The organism is Streptacidiphilus fuscans (assembly GCF_015690355.1).
GTDB classification, from domain to species: Bacteria; Actinomycetota; Actinomycetes; order Streptomycetales; family Streptomycetaceae; genus Streptacidiphilus; species Streptacidiphilus fuscans.
In genome coordinates, this window is record NZ_JADPRT010000002.1 from 555,718 (window position 1) to 573,369 (window position 17,652).

Sequence of the window (17,652 nt, forward strand, 5' to 3'; positions counted from 1 at the left end):
CGTCCCGAACCGCCGTCAACCCCCCTCCCGGAAAGGGGTCTCAGCCGCCGACGCGCACCGAGTCACGCACCGCGCGCGCCGTGTCGACCTCGGTCAGGAACTGGGCGAAACGGTCGGCGACCAGCTCCGGGTACTCCATCATCGCGACGTGCCCGGCCTGCGGGAGCACCAGCAGCCGGGAGTCGCCGAAGGCGAGCGAGGCGCGCCGCGCCATCCGGTAGCCGACCAGCTTGTCCCGCAGCCCGTAGACCAGCAGCGTGGGCGCGGTCACCCGCTCCGCCTGCCGCCACAGCCCCTGCTCCCCGCGCTCGGTGTACGCGCGGACGATGCCGCGGGCGCTGCGCGAGAGCACGTCCAGCGCGTACGGAAGCTGTGCGCGGCGCCGGTACTCGGTGACCATCAACGCCCGGCGCTCCGGCGGGATCCGCCCCGGGTCGCCGTAGCAGAGCTCAAGCAGCGCCTGGGTCTGGTGCTCGACCACCCGACCGCGCGAGGCCCGGCGGATCAGGCCCGCGGCGCCGGGCATCGCCAGCAGGGCGGTGGGCAGAGCGGTCTTCTGCGGCGGCAACTCCGGCAGGGCGGGCGAGATCAGCGTCAGCGTCCGGACCAGGTCGGGCCGGAGCGCGGCCAGGCGCGTCGTCACCGCACCGCCGAGCGAGTTGCCGAACAGGTGCACCGGGCCGCGCCCGGTGAGCTCGATGAAGTCGACCACCGCGCGCATGTGCGCGTCGAGAGAGAGGTCGCCGTCGTCCGGCGGCGGGGACTGGCCGAAACCGGGCAGGTCGACCGCGTGGCCGTCGACCACGTCGGCGAGCCCGGCCATCAGCGGTTCCCAGTTGCGGGTCGAGCCGCCCAGGCCGTGCACGAAGAGCGCGGGAGGCAGCTCTGTTCGGCGCGGCGGCTGCGCCTCGGCGAAGAGCGGACTCCCGGCCACCCTCAGCTCGTGCAGCCCGCTGCTGCCTGCGGCGGTCTCGGCCTCGAACGTCTCGCGCAGTCCGCTCATGAGGACGATGCTAGGAGGGCAGCGCCGTTACAGCATCGAGACCCACGCCGGGGAGGCAGCATGTCCGAAGTCAACGAGGCCGCGCTCGACTCCCTCGCCGTGATCGAAGCGGACGATTCCGAGGGGCTCACACCTGTGGAAGAGAACGAGACCGAGCCGAGCGCGAGCTTCGAGGAGGACGATCTCGCCCTCGAGTCGCCCGAGGCCGACTCCGTGGAACAGAAGGTCGGCGTGCCGATCGGGGACGACGAATACCCGGACGAGTTCCGGTGACCCCACCTCTTGTGGAATCCTCACAAGCCGGAGACCGTACTTTCTGGTCGCGACCTGCGGCGCTGGGGATTACCCACAAGTAGGATGACGATCAGAGAGTTCCCGTACGGCCCGGGGTCCGCCCCGGCGCCACGTATCGCCCAGTGAGGAGCACCGTGACGGCCATCCAGGACACGGCTGAGCGCCCCCGAGGCACTCGCCTGCCGCGCAGTGCCCGCCGCAACCAGCTGCTGGGCGCCGCCCAGGAGGTCTTCGTCGCCCAGGGGTACCACGCGGCGGCGATGGACGACATCGCGGAGCGCGCCGGCGTCAGCAAGCCCGTGCTCTACCAGCACTTCCCCGGAAAGCTGGAGCTCTACCTGGCGCTGCTGGACAAGCACTGCGACGCCTTGGTCGACGCGATCCGCGACGCGCTGGAGTCGACCACCGTCAACAAGAACCGCGTCCTGGCCACGACGGAGGCGTACTTCGCCTACGTCGCCTCCGAGTCGGGCGCGTTCCGGCTGGTCTTCGAGTCCGACCTGACCAACGAGGAAGCGGTGCGCGAGCGCGTCGAGCGCGTCACGCGCGACACCGCGACGCTGGTCAGCAAGGTGATCGCGGAGGACACCGACCTCCCCGAGGAGGAGGCCATGCTGCTCGCCGTCGGCGTCTGCGGCCTGTGCCAGATCACCGCCCGGTTCTGGCTCGCGCAGGACGGCACCATCCCGCAGGACGAGGCGGTCCGCCTGGTCTCCAGCCTGTCCTGGCGCGGCCTCAAGGGCTTCCCGATGCACGGTGGCGACAGCGCGCACTGAGCGCGAGCCACGCGGGCCGGCCGGGAGCTGCGAGGTAGCGCCCTCGGAATGATCGCGCAAGCCGTATCGTTGGCCCGGTAACGGCACGCGGCCGGGTTGTCCGACCGCGTGTGAACGACGAACGCCTGTAGATGGGGCCGGAGGGACGAAGCCGTGGAGGTCAAGATCGGCGTGCAGAACGCGGCTCGGGAGATCGTTCTCGAGAGCGCGCAGTCTGCCGACGAGGTCGAGAGCGCGGTCGCCGCGGCGCTGAGTGGCTCCGAGAAGCTGCTGAAGCTGTCCGACGAGCACGGCCGCAAGGTCCTGATCCCGGCCGAGCGCCTGGCGTACGTCGAGATCGGCGAGCAGGCGCCGCGGAAGGTCGGCTTCGGCACGCTCTGACCCGCCGTCGGGATGACGTGAACGCCCCGGTCTCCTCCTTGAGGAGGAGACCGGGGCGTTCTGCGTATCAGGGCAGGTTGGGGGCATGGCGCGGAGGGGTTCTGGGTAGTGCTTCAGCAGCGGCAGTGCGTTTGCTGAGGAGGCTCCGGATGGTCGTCGAGTTGATCGCCTTCACCCTGGTCGGCCTTGCGATCGGCGTGGGGGCGGCGGTGCTGCTCGCGGATCTCTTCCCGGCGCCGAAGATCGTGACGGTGCTGACCGGGCTGTGCTCGGCCCTGCTGCTGGGCGGCATCGCCCACACCGCGTTCGGGGCGGGCCACCCCGTCGAGACGGTCGCCTGCGCGGCGATCGGCTCCGGCCTCCTCGTCTCCGTCCTCGCCCGCCCCGACAAGCGCTCAGCGCACCACCCGCGGCACGCGTGAAGTTGCACTACCTCAGCACAGGGACGCGGGGAAGTTGCACTATCCAGGGGCGCGGGGAACTGCGCTACAAGCCACCCACGCAGGTAGAGCACCGAACGCGCAGGGCCATCCGCACAGGGTGGTTGATCGCGCAGTTCCTCGCGCCCCTGATGGCTTCCGTGCCGCAGAACTACGACGCCAGGCCCAGCGCAGCCATGCGGCGGGTGTGGGCTTCGGTGATGCGGTTGAACATCTTGCCGACCTCCACGAGGTCGAACCCGCGGACCTCGACCCCGCCGATCAGCAGATTGCTGAGCGCGTCCCGCTCCGCGACGACCCGCTGGGCCTGGCTGAGGGCCTCGCCCATCAGGCGGCGGCCCCAGAGGGCCAGGCGGCCACCGATCCGCGGCTCCGCCGCGATCGCCTCGCGGACCTTCTCCACCGCGAACTCCGCGTGGCCCGTGTCGGCCATCACGCCGAGGACCAGCTCGCGGGTGTCGTCGTCCAGGCGGACGGCCACCTCGCGGTAGAAGTCGGCCGCGATCGCGTCGCCGACGTACGCCTTGACGAGGCCCTCCGCCCAGTCCGCCGGAGCGGTCATCCGGTGGAAGGAGTCCAGCGGCTCGGCGAACGGCGTCATGGCCGCCGTCGGGTCCTCGCCGATCTCGGCGAGCCGGTCGCGCAGGCGGCGGTAGTGGCCGAACTCCGCGGCGGCCATGCCCGCCAGCGCGGCCTTGTCCTCCAGGCCGGGGGCCAGCTTCGCGTCCTCCGCAAGGCGTTCGAACGCGCTGAGCTCGCCGTAGGCCAGCGCGCCGAGCAGGTCGACCACGGCCGCGCGGTACTCCGGGTCGGCCGAGCAACTCGCCCAGTCGCCGATCGACGGATACGTCTCCGCGTGGGCGTCGGCGCTGCCGGCTCCGGTGTCGGTGGACTGGACCTTGGGGGCTTCGGGCGTCTCCATACGCCGCACCTTAGTGGCCACGGGCGACCGCAGAATGCACGGAACCGGGCAGGAAGACGTCCGATGTCGTCCGCGTCACATGTTCGATCTTCGCCTTGACGGTATGGTGGTAGTGAGGTTCGGCGTAATGCATCACCTGGATGCGCGCCGACCTCACGTACGCGGATGCCCGGTCGGTCGCACGATCGGCTCCGACCGACCCCGCAGTGGCCGAGCGAGGGCCGCCGCAGACCGCGCAGTCGCGGTCCCGCGCCGGGCCTCCATCAACGCCTTCCACTGTGCTCCGTCGCGTCCGCTCTCCCCAGGGGATGCAGCGACGCCGCAGCGCGTGGAAAAGCCATGAGGTAGCCGGTAGTGGTCAGCGCCCCCGTCCAGGACGGGTGCCCGGCCGCCCCCGCGATCGGCCGCACCACTTCCGGAAGAGGCACAGCCCTGACTACGTTCCGTGAACTCGGAATCCTTTCCGAGACCGCAGAGGCCCTCGAGGCCGTCGGTATCATCACTCCCTTCCCGATCCAGGAGATGACGCTCCCTGTGGCCATGACCGGCCACGACGTCATCGGCCAGGCCAAGACCGGCACCGGCAAGACCCTGGGCTTCGGGCTTCCCATCATCGACTCCGTCCGCGTCGCCGCCGACGTGGACGCCGGACGCATCACCGCCGCCGAGGTCCCGACCGCGCCGCAGGCGCTCGTCGTCGTCCCGACCCGCGAGCTGTGCACCCAGGTCACCAACGACCTGCTGGTCGCCGGCAAGGTGCGCAACGTGCGGGTCCTGTCCATCTACGGCGGACGCGGCTACGAGACCCAGATCGCGGCGCTCGAGCGCGGCATCGACGTGATCGTCGGCACGCCCGGCCGTCTGCTCGACCTGGCCCGTCAGCGCAAGCTGAACCTGTCGGCTGTCCGCACCCTGGTGCTGGACGAGGCCGACGAGATGCTCGACCTGGGCTTCCTGCCCGACGTCGAGAAGATCATCGACATGCTGCCGGCGCAGCGCCAGACGATGCTGTTCTCGGCGACCATGCCGGGCGCGGTCATCAGCCTGGCCCGCCGCTACATGAACCGCCCGACGCACATCCGCGCCACCGCGCCGGACGACCAGGGCGCGACCGTCGCGAACATCTCGCAGCACGTCTACCGCGCCCACTCGCTCGACAAGGTCGAGATGATCGCCCGCCTGCTGCAGGCCGAGGGCCGCAACCTGGCGATGGTCTTCTGCCGGACCAAGCGCACCACGGCCGACGTGGCCGAGCAGCTGACCAAGCGCGGCTTCGCGGCCGGCGCGGTCCACGGCGACCTGGGCCAGGGCGCGCGCGAGCAGGCGCTGCGCGCGTTCCGCAACGGCAAGGTCGACGTGCTGGTCTGCACCGACGTCGCCGCCCGTGGCATCGACGTCGAGGGCGTCACCCACGTCGTGAACTACCAGTGCCCCGAGGACGAGAAGACCTACCTGCACCGCATCGGCCGTACCGGCCGCGCGGGCGCGTCGGGCACCGCGGTCACGATGGTCGACTGGGACGACGTCCCGCGCTGGCAGCTGATCAACAAGGCGCTCGACCTGTCGTTCAACGACCCGGAGGAGACCTACTCGTCCTCCGCGCACTTCTACGAGCAGCTGCACATCCCCGCCGGGACCAAGGGCATCCTGCCGCGCTCCGAGCGCACCCGCGCCGGTCTGGACGCGGAGGAGATCGAGGACCTCGGCGAGCCGGGCGGCGGTCGTCGCCGTCCGGGCCGCGACACCGCCGGCACCAACGCCGGCGGACGCGGTCGTGACCGCGACCGGGACCGTGACCGGGCCGGCGAGAAGGACCGGGACGAGAACCGCCCGGCCGGTCGCCGCGAGCGGAGCCGTCGCCGCACCCGTGGCGGTACCGGCTCCGAGGCGGAGACGCAGACGCAGACCACCGCCGTCGAGCCCGCAGCCGTCGTCGAGGGCGGCGAGCACGGCGAGGCCATGGACACCGCGCCCAAGCGCCGTCGTCGCCGCACCCGCAACGGCTCGGACGGCCCGGCGGAGGCGGTCCAGGCTGCTGCCACCGCCACGGTCGAGGCACCGGTCGCCGTCGCGGAGACCGAGGCTGAGGTCAACGCCGAGGTCAAGGCCGAGGCTCCGGCCGTGGTCGAGGACGCCGTCGAGGCTCCGGCCCCGCGTCGCCGGACGCGTGCCAAGAAGGCCGCTGCGACCGAGGTCGCCGAGGCTGCCGAGGTCACTGCACCCGAGCTCACCGCGCCCGTGGCGGAGGAGGCCGTCGAGGCCCCCGCGCCGCGTCGTACCCGCGCCAAGAAGACCGCCGCCCCCGTGGCGGAGGTTGCCGAGCAGCCGGTCGTGACTGAGGAGGCCGCTGAGGCTCCGGCCCCGCGCCGCCGCACCCGCGCCACCAAGGCCGCTGTCGCCCCGGTCACGGAGACCGTGGCAGCAGAGACAGTGACCGTCGAGGCCGCTGCCCCCGTGGTCGAGGAGGCCGTCGAGGCCCCCGCGCCGCGCCGCACCCGCGCCAAGAAGGCTGCTGCCGACGTGGTCGAGGCGCCGGTGGAGGCCGAGGAGGCCGCCGAGCCGAGCCGTCGCACCCGCGCCAAGAAGACCGCTGCCGTGGCCGAGGCTCCGGTCGAGGCTGCCGCGGACGTGGTCGAGACGCCGCAGGCCGAGGCTGAGGCTCCGGCGTCGCGTCGCCGCACCCGCGCCAAGAAGGCCGCTGCGACCGAGGTCGCCGAGGCCGCCGAGGTCACTGCACCCGAGGTCACCGCGCCCGTGGTCGAGGAGGCCGTCGAGGCCCCCGCGCCGCGCCGCACCCGCGCCAAGAAGACCGTTGCGGCCGTCGACGAGGCGGAGCAGACCGAGACCGCACAGGTCGAGGAGGCTCCGGCCCCGCGCCGCCGCACCCGCGCCGCCAAGGCCGCTGCCGCCCCGGTCACGGAGACCGAGGCAGCAGAGACCGTGGTCGTCGAGGCCACCGCACCCGTGGCGGAGGAGGCCGCCGAGGCCCCCGCGCCGCGCCGCCGCACCCGGGCGAAGAAGGCTGCTGCCGTACCGGTCACGGACACCGTGACGGTCGAGGCCGCCGCTGCAACGCCCGAGCAGCCCGAGGTCGCGAAGGCGCAGACCGTGCAGGCTCAGGCCGTGCAGGCTCAGGCCGTGCAGGCTCAGGCCGTGCAGGCTGAGGCCGTGCAGGCTGAGGTCGCTAAGCCCGTCGCTGCCGCTCCGGCCGTCGCGCCGCGCAAGCGTCGCCGGGCGACCGCGACCGTGACGGACGCGGCGGCCAAGGCCGCAGGGCAGCTCGCCCCGCAGCCCGTCGCCGAGCCGGAGCCGGAGCCCGAGCCGGAGGCCGCCTCCGTGCCCGCGCCGCGCAAGCGCCGTCGCGCCACGTCCGGTGTGACGGACACGGCCGCAAAGGCGCGTCAGCTCGCCGTCGAGCCCGCGAACACCAAGGACGTGCCGTCGCAGCGCGCGTCCACACCGGCCAAGGCCAAGGCCGAGGCTGAGGCGGACTCCGCGGAGGAGGCGGAGCGGCCCAAGCGCAAGCGTCGCAGCGTCCGTCTCGCCGAGGCCGCCGCTGCCAGTGCCGCCGCCGAGGCGTCGGAGACGGGTCGCAGGGCGCGCGTGACGCCGCGTCAGTAGCCGACCCGGCGAACGTCAGGCGCGGCGGCGCGTCGCAGGCCCCAGGGCTTGCGGCGCGCCGCCGCGCTTTTCTGCTTGGTGTGGATTGCTCCTTCTTGCTCCCGCTTGCTCCTTGGCGCTGCCGGGACGCGCCCCGTGCGCCACGTCGTCGTCATCCGCGCTGGTTAGGCTCGGAGGGAGGGCAGCAACCGCACCCGCACCGCCAGGAGGACCTGACCGATGAGCACCCCGCCGTTCCTGACCCTGCCCGGCTGCGCACGCGCCGTCCGTCTGGAGACGGCCCGTGGCTCGTTCGCCGCGCTCCACGCGGTGCCCCAGGGACGTCCACGGGTGGCGACCGCGCTGCTGGTTCCCGGATTCACCGGCAGCAAGGAGGACTTCGTCGGGCTGCTCGAACCGCTCGCCGAGGAGGGCGTCGAGGTCCTGGCCGTCGACCAGCGCGGCCAGTACGAGACGGGCGGACCGGACGACGTCGACGCGTACGCGCTGGAGGAGCTCGCGCTGGACCTGCTGGCGGTGACCGCCGAGCTGCGGAGCGCGGCTCCGGCGCGTCCGCTGCACCTGCTCGGCCACTCCTTCGCCGGCTACGTCGTCCGCGACGCGGTCCTGCGGGCGACGGGATCCCCCCTGCCCTGGGCGTCGTTGACGTTGCTGAGCACCGGACCGGCGGCGCTGGACGACGCGGAGACCGAGCGGGCGAAGCTGCTGCTCGCGGCCCTTCCCACCATGTCGCTGGAGGAGATCTGGCGCGCGATGAAGGACATGGAGGAGGCCTCCGGTGCCACGCCCGAGCTCCTCGACCCGGAGGTCGCCGAGTTCCTGCACCGGCGTTGGGTGTCCAACGTCCCGGCCGCGATGACGGCGATGGCCCGGCAGTTGATCTCCGAACCGGACCGTGTGGACGAACTCGCCAAGGTCGCACTGCCCAAACTGGTCCTGTCGGGCGAGCGCGACTACGCGTGGCCGGTCGAGCTCCAGGCACAGATGGCGCTGCGGCTCTCGGCCGAGCACATCGTCGTCCCCGGCGCGGGACACTCGCCGAACGCCGAACGCCCCGAGGGCACGGCGGTTTCGCTGGCGGCGTTCTGGTCGAACGTCAGCTGACGGTCAGCTGCCGATTAGTTGACAGCCCGTCAGAACTTCACCGGAGCCGCACCACTCCCTCCAGGAATATCCGCCTCCCCCTCCTGCGTTCTTTGTGGACGGACAGACACGCATGCCCTGCGGGGCGCTCCGTCACCGACCTTTAACGCGCAGGTGACAGCGGCGAAGCAGGCCCGGACGAGTCTGGTTGTCCGAAGGGGAAGGGAGACGCCCGTGCACTTCGAGATCCTCCGACTGAACGATTCCGACGGCCGCGCCCAGGCATCCGTGATCGCCGAGGCGAGCGCGGTACGCGAGATCGTCGACCGGGCCGCCGCGACCGGCGCGCGCCTCTACATCCGCCCGCACGTCCACCCGCTGGAGACCCCGGCCTCGACGTCGGCGACACTGCCCGGCGCGTGACACCCGCGCGGCCTTCCACGCGCCGTCCCTCGGGCGGGTGATCGTCCTTGACGGGGCGGGTCCGAGGGAGGACCGTGGTCGTCTATGAGGGGCGAGCCCAGTTGCCCTAGGTGCGGGGGCCGAGTCCGCGCCCCAGGGTTGTTCACCGACACCTGGCAGTGCGACGCGCACGGCACCGTCTACCCCCTGCAGCCCATCGTGCCTCCCAGCGTCGAGGCACTGGGAGCGGCGGTGGCACGGGCCGAGGTTCCCGTCTGGCTGCCCTGGCCGCTGCCCGTCGGCTGGCTGTTCACCGGCATCGCCCACGCGGGCGACGACGTCTCGGGCACGCGGGCGACCGCTGTGGCCTGCTCCGGCCCGGGCCCGCTCGGCGGGCCGGGCGAACTGCTGCTGGTCGCCGAGGAGCTCGGCGTCGGCCTCGGCGCGCGCTACGCGGGCCTCCCCGGCCCGGACCCGGGCGAGGCGATCGCCGTCCACCGCGCCCCGCACGCCAAGGTGCACGCGGCCGGCCGGCCGACCCCGCTGTGGCACGTCGCGGACGCGCCGGACGACCGCGCGGTCTTCGTGGGCGAGGCCCGCGGCCTCTGGCTCTGGGCGGTGGTCTGGCCGGAACGCTCGGGCCTGCTCATGTACGACGAGCTGGTCCTGACGGACCTACGGGACGCGGGCGCGGAGCTGGACCTGCTGCCGTGCGGGGCGCTGTCCCCGAGGTTGCTCAAGTAGCGGGCTGAGGCTGGTTGCAAACGTGCTCCCGTACCCTGGCGTTGAAGCCGTCCCCCCTCGTGCCAGGAGTTTCCGCCCGTGCGCATCGATCTGCACGCACACAGCAACGCCTCCGACGGCACCGACTCCCCCGCGGAGCTCGTGCGGAACGCCGTCCTCGCCGGGCTCGACGTGGTCGCGCTGACCGACCACGACACCACCGGCGGTTACGCGGAGGCGTTCGACGCCGTGCGCGGCACCGGGCTGACGCTCGTGCCAGGGGCGGAGCTGTCCTGTCGGGTCGACGGGATCTCCATGCACATGCTGGCGTACCTGTTCGACCCGGAGGAGCCCGAGTTCGCGCACGAGCGTGAGCTGCTCCGGACGGACCGCGTGCGGCGCGCGCAGGCGATCATCGAGCGGTGCGCGGAACTCGGCGCGCCCATCACCTGGGAGCAGGTGCGCCGGATCGCCGGGCACGGCGCGGTCGGACGGCCGCACATCGCCTCCGCGCTGGTCGAGGCGGGCGTGGTGGAGAGCGTGGACCAGGCGTTCACCGCCGACTGGCTGGCGAACGGCGGCCGGGCCGACGTGCCGAAGCGGGAGACGGATCCGGTCGAGGCGATCCGGCTGGTCCGCGGCGCCGGCGGGGTGCCCGTGTTCGCGCACCCGGGCGCGTCCAAGCGCGGGCGGACGGTCTCGGAGGCGACCATCGCCAAGCTTGCCGCCGCCGGGCTCGCCGGGCTGGAGGTCGACCACATGGACCACGACGAGGAGACCCGCGCCCGTCTGCGCGGGCTGGCGGCGGAGCTGGGGCTGCTGGTCACCGGCTCGTCGGACTACCACGGCAGCCGAAAGACCGTCAGGCTCGGTGCGGACACGACCGATCCGGCCGTCTACGAGGCGCTGCTCGCCCAGGCGACGGGCGCGGCGCCCGTCTCGGGCAAGGACCGCTGACGCAGGCAGTCGGTCGATCGTTCAGTCGGCCAGCGGCACGGACTTGCGGGCAGGGTCCCGGAGGTCCGTGCCGTGGCGGAGCCAGCGTTCCTGGAGGTCGGCCGCGCCGTGGACGCGCTTGTACGCCGCCTCGTTCGGGGTCATCGGGAGCAGCGGCAGGAAGCGGACCGGGTCGGCGGGTTCCGGCAGCTCCAGGTCCTCGACCAGGCCGCCCGGCTCGGCCACCAGGAAGCCGGTGAAGGGCGCGCCAGGCCACAGCGGGTCGCCGAGGTCCAGCGACGCACCAGGTGCCACCACCAGGCCCTCCACCTGCGGCGATGCCGCCAACGTGGCCAGCGGGCGGAGCAGTTCGTCGCGTCCCCCGCGCATCGTGACGACCAGCTCCGCGCGCGGACCGCTGACGGGGTCGGCGACGATGGCGGTGGGGTCGGCCATCGGCGCGGCCGACATGCCGAGCGTGGCGTAGCGGAAGAGGCCGTCGGCCTGCGGGAAGCGCAGTACCTCGATCCGCTCGGTGCCCAGGAACGTGACCGAGGCGCGACCGTCCGGCTCGCCGAAGGTGCTGATCAGGCGGGCTTCGACGGCAGCGAGGACGGCGTCCGGCTGACCGGGACCAGAGGCGTGCGGGAGTGACGACATGGAGCAGAGCCTAACTCTGCGCCCCACCCGGTTCAGGCGGCTGCCGGCCTGCGTCCGGCGCGGATGATCAGGAGCAGGCCTGCCATGATCATCGCCACCGCTGGATAGACGGCGAGCGGCGGCAGTTGGCCGAGCCAGACGGCGGCGATCAGGGTGGCCCCGGGGGTCTCCAGCAGGATCGCGGTCGAGACGAAGGACGGGCCGAGGGTCCGCACCACCCGGTTGCTCAGCGAGTGCCCGAGGAACTGCGCGCAGCCGGTCAGCAGCACGATCTGCCACCACGCCGTGGCGCTGTAGCCGGTCAGCGACTGCCCGGAGAGCAGGCAGGTGACGAGCAGCAGCACGGCCGTCGTGGCGTAGCAGACGAAGGTGTATGCGGTGGTGCTGACGGTGCGTCGGACCTCGCTGCCGAGCAGGAAGTAGCCGGAGGCGGCCATGCCCGCGCCGAGCGCGAGGACGTCGCCGAGCACGGCGCGGGAGCTCAGCGTCAGGTCGAAGCCGGTCAGCAGTACGACGCCCGCGAAGGCGAGGCTGATCCCCGCCCAGACGATCCGCGGCGGCCGGTGGCCGCGCAGCCGCAGGTAGAGCGTGGTCCACAGCGGCGTGGCGGTGCAGAGCGCGGTGGAGGTCGCGACGTCGGTCAGCCGGAGACTCGGCAGCCAGAGCGCGAAGTGCAGCGCGAGGAACGCGCCCGCAGCGAGCGACAGCAGCACCGTGCGCCGCGTCATCGCCCGGAGCTCGGCGCGGTGGCGGAGCAGCGTGATCGGGGCGAGGACGCCGGTGGCGAAGCAGTTGCGCCAGAACGCGATCGCCACGGCGGGCGCGGCGATGGCGCTGATCAGCGGCGCGGAGAAGGCGACACCGCTGACCGCGAGGGCGAGCAGCAGGAAGTCGATCCTGGGCACGGCGGCGAGGTCCGGCGTCGCGGAAACCGTTGCGGAGGCCGCCGCCGACACGGGCGCGGTCTCGGCGGTGCTCGTCACGGGCTCTCCTCGGAATGGGCCCCTGCGTACCCGGGCAGCCGAACACCCGGGTAAGGGGCGTAATGATGGTATGGGAATGACCCGTTCCGCAGCCATCCCCGTCCACCCGCTGGGACCCCGCCCGGAACGCAATACCCTGTGGCCATGACTGCTGAGCCGAGTGCCTCGCTGCTGGACCGCGCCCTGGTGGAGGAGGCCGCGAAGAAGTCCGGCCTGCTCTGGGTGCGTCAGGGCGACGGCCGCGACCACGCGCTGTGGCACGCGTGGGTGGACGGCGCCGTCGTCCTGGTCGGCGACGGCGGCGAGCAGCCGCTCCCGCCCGAGCTGCGGGACGGCGCCGAGGTGGTCGTGACGCTGCGCAGCAAGGACAAGTGGGGCCGCCTGGTGGCCTTCGCCGCGCGGGTCGAGTCGCTGAGCCCGCGTGGCGAGGCCTGGCAGGCGGCCGTCGACGAGCTGAAGTCCAAGCGCCTGAACGCCCTCGACCACGAGGGCGTCGCCGAGCGCTGGGCCACGGAGAGCCGCGTACTGCGGCTCGTCCCGCAGGGGCTCAGCGTGGAGCGGCCCGGCGCGATGCCGGACTCCGCCCACACCGCCGCGCCCGCGCCGACGAACGCGACGACGCGGCAGCCGATCCCCAAGGCGCTGCCACGCCTGCTCTTCCGCCGCAAGTAGTCCGCCCGCGCGCATGACCCCCGGTCCACCGCTGGACCCTCCGCCCGCCCTCGGCGGGCCGGGTAGCCTGAACGCCTGAGTCGGCGTAAGGAAACCGCTAAGACGGTGGCCGCGGCGGCCGGGCCCGTCGGGAGCGGAAGCAGATCCGGAGAACTCCGGAGAGTCGGGAGGTCAGTGGGTGAGCGGGAGCGCCTCTCGCGTGTTCGTCTCGCACCTGTCGGGCGTGGCGGTGTTCGACCCGAACGGTGACCACGTCGGCCGGGTGCGCGACGTGGTCGTGTCGCTGCGACTGCGCGGCCAGCCGCCGCGGGTGCTCGGCCTCGTGATCGAGGTCGTCGGCAAGCGGCGCGTCTTCCTCGCGATGAACCGCGTCACCAGCGTCGAGTCCGGCCAGGTGCTGGTCACCGGCGTGATCAACCTGCGCCGTTTCGAGCAGCGTCCGACCGAGACGCTCTGCCTCGGCGAACTGCTCGACCGCCGCGTCGCGCTCAACCCCGGTACCCCCTACGGCGAGGCCGGGGAGACGGTCACCGTGCTGGACGTCGGCATGGTCCGCCTGCAGGGGCGCGAGTGGGAGATCGACAAGGTCTTCGTCGAGAAGGGCAAGGCCGGGCGGCTGCGGCGGCGCGGCGAGACGTTCACGGTCGAGTGGTCGGCGGTCACCGGCTTCGCGCTGCGCGAGGAGGACCAGGGCGCGGCCAACCTGCTCGCCACCTTCGACCAGTTGCGGGCCGCGGACCTGGCCAGCGTGCTGCACCACCTCTCCCCCAAGCGTCGTGGCGAGGTCGCCGCCGCGCTGGACGACGAGCGCCTCGCCGACGTCATGGAGGAGCTGCCCGAGGACGACCAGGTCGCCATCCTGGCGGGCCTGCACCAGGAGCGCGCGGCCGACGTGCTGGAGGCGATGGACCCGGACGACGCCGCCGACCTGCTCTCCGAACTCCCCGGCGACGAGGCCGAGAGCCTGCTCCAGCTGATGGAGCCCGAAGAGGCCGCCCCGCTGCGCCGTCTGCTCAGCTACGAGGAGCACACCGCCGGTGGTCTGATGACCACCGAGCCCGTCGTGCTGCCGCCGAACGCCACCGTCGCCGAGGCGCTGGCGAAGATCCGCAACCAGGACCTCAAGCCCGCGCAGGCCTCCGTGGTCCACGTCTGCCGCCCACCGCTGGACACGCCGACCGGCAAGTACCTGGGGCTGGTCCACTTCCAGCGGCTGCTGCGCGAGCCCCCGTACACGCTGCTCGGCGGGATCGTCGACCACGACCTCGACCCGCTCGCGCCGGACACCGAGCTGCCGCGGATCACCAGCTGGCTGGCCACCTACAACATGGTGGCCGCGCCGGTGGTCGACGAACTGGGCAACCTGCTCGGTGCGGTGACCGTCGACGACGTCCTCGACCACCTGCTGCCCGACGACTGGCGCGAGGGCGTGCTGCACGCGGGCGAGGACCCGCACGACGGCGACGGCTGGAGCGGCCGGGACGAGGCGGCGGACCAGGAGACGCAGAACGACCCGGACAGCCAGAACGACGAGGACAACCAGAACGACCAGGACGACCAGGAGCAGGAGGTGGGCGCCCATGGCCGCGTCCGGTGAGAGCAAGCGTCCACGGCTGGACCAACCGCGGCGTCGCCGTGCACTGGTGACACTGCCTCAGCCCGACCCTGACGCCTTCGGCCGGATGTCGGAACGGTTCGCCCGGTTCATGGGCACGGGCCGGTTCCTGGTCTGGATGACCGTGCTCATCCTGGTCTGGGTCGCCTGGAACGTCTTCGCCCCTCCGTCGATCCGGTTCGACGAGTACCCGTTCATCTTCCTGACCCTGGTCCTCTCGCTCCAGGCGTCGTACGCGGCCCCGCTGATCCTGCTCGCGCAGAACCGGCAGGACGACCGCGACCGGGTCAACATGGAGCAGGACCGCGCCCGGTCCAACCGCACCGTGGCCGACACCGAGTACCTCACCCGCGAGGTGGCCGCGCTGCGCCAGGGCCTCGGCGAGGTCGCCACCCGCGACTTCCTCCGCTCGGAGCTGCAGCAGCTGCTCAAGGAGCTGGACAACGGCCGCCGACCGTACGAGGACCGCGACGAGGAACTGGTCTGAACGCGGCCCCGGGCGTGTGACCTGCCGGTGTGACCCGCTGCACGCTACTGACGGGTCAGCGGGCCCGCCCTGCCGCCGTACCATTCGGTTATGGCTTCCGACACACAGGCGACCCCCATCGAGGAGTCCGTGCACGTCGCCCTTGCGACCGTGCAGGACCCGGAGATCAACCGGCCGATCACCGAGCTCGGGATGGTGAAATCGGTCGCCGTCGACGAGGCGGGCAAGGCCAAGGTCGCCGTCTACCTCACGGTGTCCGGCTGCCCGATGCGGGAGACCATCGTCAACCGGGTCACCGACGCGGTCGGCGGCGTGCCCGGCATCTCCTCGGTCGAGGTCGAGCTCGACGTGATGAGCGCCGAGCAGCGCAAGGAGCTGGCTTCGTCGCTCCGCAACGGCCAGGCCGAGCGCGAGATCCCCTTCGCCCAGCCCGGCTCGCTGACCCGCGTCTACGCGGTCGCGTCCGGCAAGGGCGGCGTCGGCAAGTCGTCGGTGACGGTCAACCTGGCGGCGGCGCTGGCCGACCAGGGTCTGAAGGTCGCCGTGGTCGACGCCGACATCTACGGCCACAGCGTGCCGCGCATGCTGGGCGCGGACGGTCGTCCGACCCAGGTCGAGAACATGATCATGCCGCCGTCGGCGAACGGCGTGAAGGTCATCTCGATCGGCATGTTCACCCCGGGCAACGCCCCGGTCGTCTGGCGCGGCCCGATGCTGCACCGCGCGCTGCAGCAGTTCCTGGCCGACGTCTACTGGGGCGACCTGGACGTGCTGCTGCTGGACCTGCCGCCCGGCACCGGCGACATCGCCATCTCGGTGGCCCAGCTGGTCCCGAACGCGGAGATCCTGCTGGTCACCACCCCGCAGCAGGCCGCGGCCGAGGTGGCGGAGCGCGCCGGCACGATCGCGCTGCAGACGCACCAGACCATCGTGGGCGTCATCGAGAACATGTCGGGCATGCCGTGCCCGCACTGCGGCGAGATGGTCGACGTCTTCGGCACCGGCGGCGGCCAGACCGTCGCGGACGCGCTCACCCGCGCGACCGGCGCGAAGGTCCCGGTCCTGGGCAACATCCCGATCGACATCCAGCTCCGCCAGGGCGGCGACGAGGGCAAGCCCGTCGTCCTCTCCGACCCGGACTCCCCGGCGGGCGCGGCGCTCCGCGCGATCGCCCAGAAGCTGGGCAACCGCCAGCGCGGCCTCTCGGGCATGTCGCTGGGGCTGACGCCCAAGAACAAGTTCTGAAGCGCGGGTCTTTCGACCCGCCACGCGAACGCCGACCGCTCCCCTTTCACGTCAAGGGGAGCGGTCGGCGTTTGTGCTGCGGACTCCTGCGACTGCGGTCTACTGCTCGTACGACGCGAGGTCGGTGACCGTGGTGAAGCCGAGGCCGTAGGCGCTGACGCCGCGGCCGTAGGCGCCGAGGTGGACGCCGGGGGCGTCTCCGGCGAGGACCCAGCCGTACTCGGACTCGCGGTAGCGGAACGCCTGCGGGGTGCCGTTCACCGGGAGGGTCAGCGAGGACCAGGCCGGGCCGTCGATGTCGTCGGCGAGGTCCCAGGCAAGCGTGGTCTGCTGGTCGAGCCAGTCCTGACGGAGCGTCCGCTCCATCGGGGCGTGCTCGGTCGCGGCCAGGAGTCCCGAGCCGGCCAGCCAGGCGGCGGAGGCGATGGAGGTGGCCTCCAGCATGCCCGTGCCGTCATCAAGACGTCGGGCCGTGCGTCCGGCGACCGTCACGACGACGGCGAAGCGCCGGCCCTCGGACGGGTCCTGGGCGAGGTACGAGCGGACGGGCTCGTCGCCGTGGCCCAGCGAGCCGTAGTCCACGACTCTGCCGTCCGGCGAGGTGCCGACCGTGCCGAACCAGCGGCGGCCGGTCCAGGCGTCGTCCAGGCCGTACCAGGGGAACCCCGCGTCCGCGAAGCGCGGCGCGGTGGCCGTGGCACCAGCCGTCGCACCGGCAGTACCGCCCGACGCCGCTGCGGCGTTCTCCCCCGTGACGGCTTCTCCCACGGCGTGGCTCGTGGCGTCCATACCGGCCTCCTCTTCCTGGTCCACCCCGGCAGAACCATACCGGGGCAGAGGGAGGCGATCGTGTACCGCAGGCGGCTACGCGCCCACCGGGTCGCCGAAGGGCGGCACCGCTGGTCCGTTCGAGCAGTCCGGGTCAGCCCAGGCCGCGTCGGGGATCAGGTGGCGTCGAGGTCGTACGGCGCGGTCTCGTCGCTGGTCAGCGGCGGCTGCGCGGGGCGGTCGCCGGAGGTGGGCGACGGCGTGGCTGAGCCGGACTCGCCCGGGGCGACCTTGGCCAGCGGGTCGGCGCGGACCGCCCGCACGGCGGCGCTCGCGTCGGCGGCGTCGCGGGTGAAGCCGTTCTTCAGCTCCTGAAGCTCGCCCAGACCAAACTCGTCACCGTGCTTGTTGAGCTGCTTCCGCACGAAATTCTTCGGGTGCAGGTCCTGGAACTCGAAGTCCTCGTACTCGGGGCCGAGCTCGTTGCGGATGTCCTGCTTGGCGCTGTCCGAGAACTCGCGGACCTTGCGGATGAAGCCCATCACGTCCTGGACGAGCTTCGGCAGCTTGTCGGGGCCGAAGATCACCACAGCGAGGACCACGAGCACCACCAGCTCGAGTGGGCTTATGTCGAAGAACAT

Annotated in this window: 19 protein-coding genes; 13 read left to right on the forward strand and 6 right to left on the reverse strand. The window is 72.5% G+C overall.

Annotated elements, in window-relative coordinates; genetic code table 11:
• Positions 1–40 precede the first annotated feature (40 nt).
• On the reverse strand, positions 41–1,003 hold the full coding sequence (locus I2501_RS06145; protein ID WP_196192777.1) for an alpha/beta fold hydrolase: 963 nt from the start codon (positions 1,001–1,003) through the stop codon (positions 41–43).
• Positions 1,004–1,063: 60 nt separating this feature from the next.
• Between I2501_RS06145 and I2501_RS06150 the strand changes: the two genes are divergently transcribed.
• From I2501_RS06150 to I2501_RS06165, 4 genes are all read left to right on the forward strand, one after another.
• Positions 1,064–1,276, forward strand: coding sequence for a hypothetical protein (locus I2501_RS06150; RefSeq protein WP_196192778.1), 213 nt, complete (start codon positions 1,064–1,066; stop codon positions 1,274–1,276).
• A 155-nt stretch (positions 1,277–1,431) separates the two neighbouring features.
• Positions 1,432–2,073, forward strand: coding sequence for a TetR/AcrR family transcriptional regulator (locus I2501_RS06155; protein WP_196192779.1), 642 nt, complete (start codon positions 1,432–1,434; stop codon positions 2,071–2,073).
• A gap of 153 nt (positions 2,074–2,226) precedes the next feature.
• On the forward strand, positions 2,227–2,454 hold the full coding sequence (locus tag I2501_RS06160) for a DUF3107 domain-containing protein (RefSeq protein ID WP_196192780.1): 228 nt from the start codon (positions 2,227–2,229) through the stop codon (positions 2,452–2,454).
• Between the two features lie 149 nt (positions 2,455–2,603).
• A complete protein-coding gene (locus tag I2501_RS06165) occupies positions 2,604–2,876 on the forward strand; it encodes a hypothetical protein (RefSeq protein ID WP_196192781.1) in 273 nt (90 codons plus the stop codon).
• 169 nt (positions 2,877–3,045) lie between these two features.
• Here the strand turns inward: I2501_RS06165 and I2501_RS06170 are convergent, their stop codons facing one another.
• The gene (locus I2501_RS06170) at positions 3,046–3,816 is read right to left on the reverse strand and encodes a ferritin-like fold-containing protein (protein WP_196192782.1); all 771 of its coding nucleotides are present in this window, start codon (positions 3,814–3,816) and stop codon (positions 3,046–3,048) included.
• Between the two features lie 522 nt (positions 3,817–4,338).
• Here I2501_RS06170 and I2501_RS06175 point away from each other — a divergent pair.
• The 5 genes from I2501_RS06175 (at position 4,339) to I2501_RS06195 (ending at position 10,602) form a co-directional block, all read left to right on the forward strand.
• Complete coding sequence (locus I2501_RS06175) at positions 4,339–7,437, forward strand: DEAD/DEAH box helicase (RefSeq protein WP_196192783.1); 3,099 nt, start codon at positions 4,339–4,341, stop codon at positions 7,435–7,437.
• A 219-nt stretch (positions 7,438–7,656) separates the two neighbouring features.
• Positions 7,657–8,541 (forward strand): alpha/beta fold hydrolase, encoded by an 885-nt coding sequence (locus I2501_RS06180; RefSeq protein ID WP_196192784.1) that lies wholly within the window; start codon positions 7,657–7,659, stop codon positions 8,539–8,541.
• Between the two features lie 213 nt (positions 8,542–8,754).
• Positions 8,755–8,943, forward strand: coding sequence for a hypothetical protein (locus tag I2501_RS06185; protein ID WP_196192785.1), 189 nt, complete (start codon positions 8,755–8,757; stop codon positions 8,941–8,943).
• A gap of 84 nt (positions 8,944–9,027) precedes the next feature.
• A complete protein-coding gene (locus I2501_RS06190) occupies positions 9,028–9,666 on the forward strand; it encodes a DUF6758 family protein (RefSeq protein ID WP_196192786.1) in 639 nt (212 codons plus the stop codon).
• 78 nt (positions 9,667–9,744) lie between these two features.
• On the forward strand, positions 9,745–10,602 hold the full coding sequence (locus I2501_RS06195; protein WP_196192787.1) for a PHP domain-containing protein: 858 nt from the start codon (positions 9,745–9,747) through the stop codon (positions 10,600–10,602).
• Positions 10,603–10,623: 21 nt separating this feature from the next.
• On the opposite strand, the gene I2501_RS06200 is transcribed toward I2501_RS06195, so the two are convergent.
• Positions 10,624–11,241, reverse strand: a complete 618-nt coding sequence (locus I2501_RS06200; RefSeq protein WP_196192788.1) for a suppressor of fused domain protein — start codon at positions 11,239–11,241, stop codon at positions 10,624–10,626.
• A gap of 32 nt (positions 11,242–11,273) precedes the next feature.
• Entirely contained in the window at positions 11,274–12,224 is a 951-nt protein-coding gene (locus I2501_RS06205; RefSeq protein WP_408022707.1) for a DMT family transporter, read from the reverse strand.
• Positions 12,225–12,368: 144 nt separating this feature from the next.
• On the opposite strand from I2501_RS06205, the gene I2501_RS06210 reads away from it, so the two are divergent.
• From I2501_RS06210 to I2501_RS06225, 4 genes are all read left to right on the forward strand, one after another.
• A complete protein-coding gene (locus I2501_RS06210; protein WP_196192790.1) occupies positions 12,369–12,896 on the forward strand; it encodes a hypothetical protein in 528 nt (175 codons plus the stop codon).
• Between the two features lie 178 nt (positions 12,897–13,074).
• Positions 13,075–14,493, forward strand: a complete 1,419-nt coding sequence (locus tag I2501_RS06215; protein ID WP_196192791.1) for a magnesium transporter MgtE N-terminal domain-containing protein — start codon at positions 13,075–13,077, stop codon at positions 14,491–14,493.
• Positions 14,477–14,998: a DUF1003 domain-containing protein gene (locus tag I2501_RS06220; RefSeq protein WP_196192792.1), complete on the forward strand. Its 522-nt coding sequence runs from the start codon at positions 14,477–14,479 to the stop codon at positions 14,996–14,998. The genes I2501_RS06215 and I2501_RS06220 overlap by 17 nt, the downstream gene beginning before the upstream one ends.
• Before the next feature lie 90 nt (positions 14,999–15,088).
• Complete coding sequence (locus tag I2501_RS06225) at positions 15,089–16,243, forward strand: Mrp/NBP35 family ATP-binding protein (protein WP_196192793.1); 1,155 nt, start codon at positions 15,089–15,091, stop codon at positions 16,241–16,243.
• A 99-nt stretch (positions 16,244–16,342) separates the two neighbouring features.
• Here the strand turns inward: I2501_RS06225 and I2501_RS06230 are convergent, their stop codons facing one another.
• Together I2501_RS06230 and I2501_RS06235 are read right to left on the reverse strand one after the other, a co-directional pair.
• Entirely contained in the window at positions 16,343–17,032 is a 690-nt protein-coding gene (locus I2501_RS06230) for a hypothetical protein (protein ID WP_196192794.1), read from the reverse strand.
• 155 nt (positions 17,033–17,187) lie between these two features.
• Positions 17,188–17,652, reverse strand: coding sequence for a sec-independent translocase (locus I2501_RS06235; protein ID WP_196192795.1), 465 nt, complete (start codon positions 17,650–17,652; stop codon positions 17,188–17,190).

Bases quoted from the DNA above. Each gene is read 5' to 3' on its own strand.
- I2501_RS06145 (WP_196192777.1), bottom strand. From the start codon at position 1,003: ATGAGCGGACTGCGCGAGACGTTCGAGGCCGAGACCGCCGCAGGCAGC.
- I2501_RS06150 (WP_196192778.1), top strand. From the start codon at position 1,064: ATGTCCGAAGTCAACGAGGCCGCGCTCGACTCCCTCGCCGTGATCGAA.
- I2501_RS06165 (WP_196192781.1), top strand. From the start codon at position 2,604: ATGGTCGTCGAGTTGATCGCCTTCACCCTGGTCGGCCTTGCGATCGGC.
- I2501_RS06170 (WP_196192782.1), bottom strand. From the start codon at position 3,816: ATGGAGACGCCCGAAGCCCCCAAGGTCCAGTCCACCGACACCGGAGCC.
- I2501_RS06175 (WP_196192783.1), top strand. From the start codon at position 4,339: ATGACGCTCCCTGTGGCCATGACCGGCCACGACGTCATCGGCCAGGCC.
- I2501_RS06180 (WP_196192784.1), top strand. From the start codon at position 7,657: ATGAGCACCCCGCCGTTCCTGACCCTGCCCGGCTGCGCACGCGCCGTC.
- I2501_RS06190 (WP_196192786.1), top strand. From the start codon at position 9,028: ATGAGGGGCGAGCCCAGTTGCCCTAGGTGCGGGGGCCGAGTCCGCGCC.
- I2501_RS06200 (WP_196192788.1), bottom strand. From the start codon at position 11,241: ATGTCGTCACTCCCGCACGCCTCTGGTCCCGGTCAGCCGGACGCCGTC.
- I2501_RS06210 (WP_196192790.1), top strand. From the start codon at position 12,369: ATGACTGCTGAGCCGAGTGCCTCGCTGCTGGACCGCGCCCTGGTGGAG.
- I2501_RS06220 (WP_196192792.1), top strand. From the start codon at position 14,477: ATGGCCGCGTCCGGTGAGAGCAAGCGTCCACGGCTGGACCAACCGCGG.
- I2501_RS06225 (WP_196192793.1), top strand. From the start codon at position 15,089: ATGGCTTCCGACACACAGGCGACCCCCATCGAGGAGTCCGTGCACGTC.
- I2501_RS06230 (WP_196192794.1), bottom strand. From the start codon at position 17,032: ATGGACGCCACGAGCCACGCCGTGGGAGAAGCCGTCACGGGGGAGAAC.
- I2501_RS06235 (WP_196192795.1), bottom strand. From the start codon at position 17,652: ATGTTCTTCGACATAAGCCCACTCGAGCTGGTGGTGCTCGTGGTCCTC.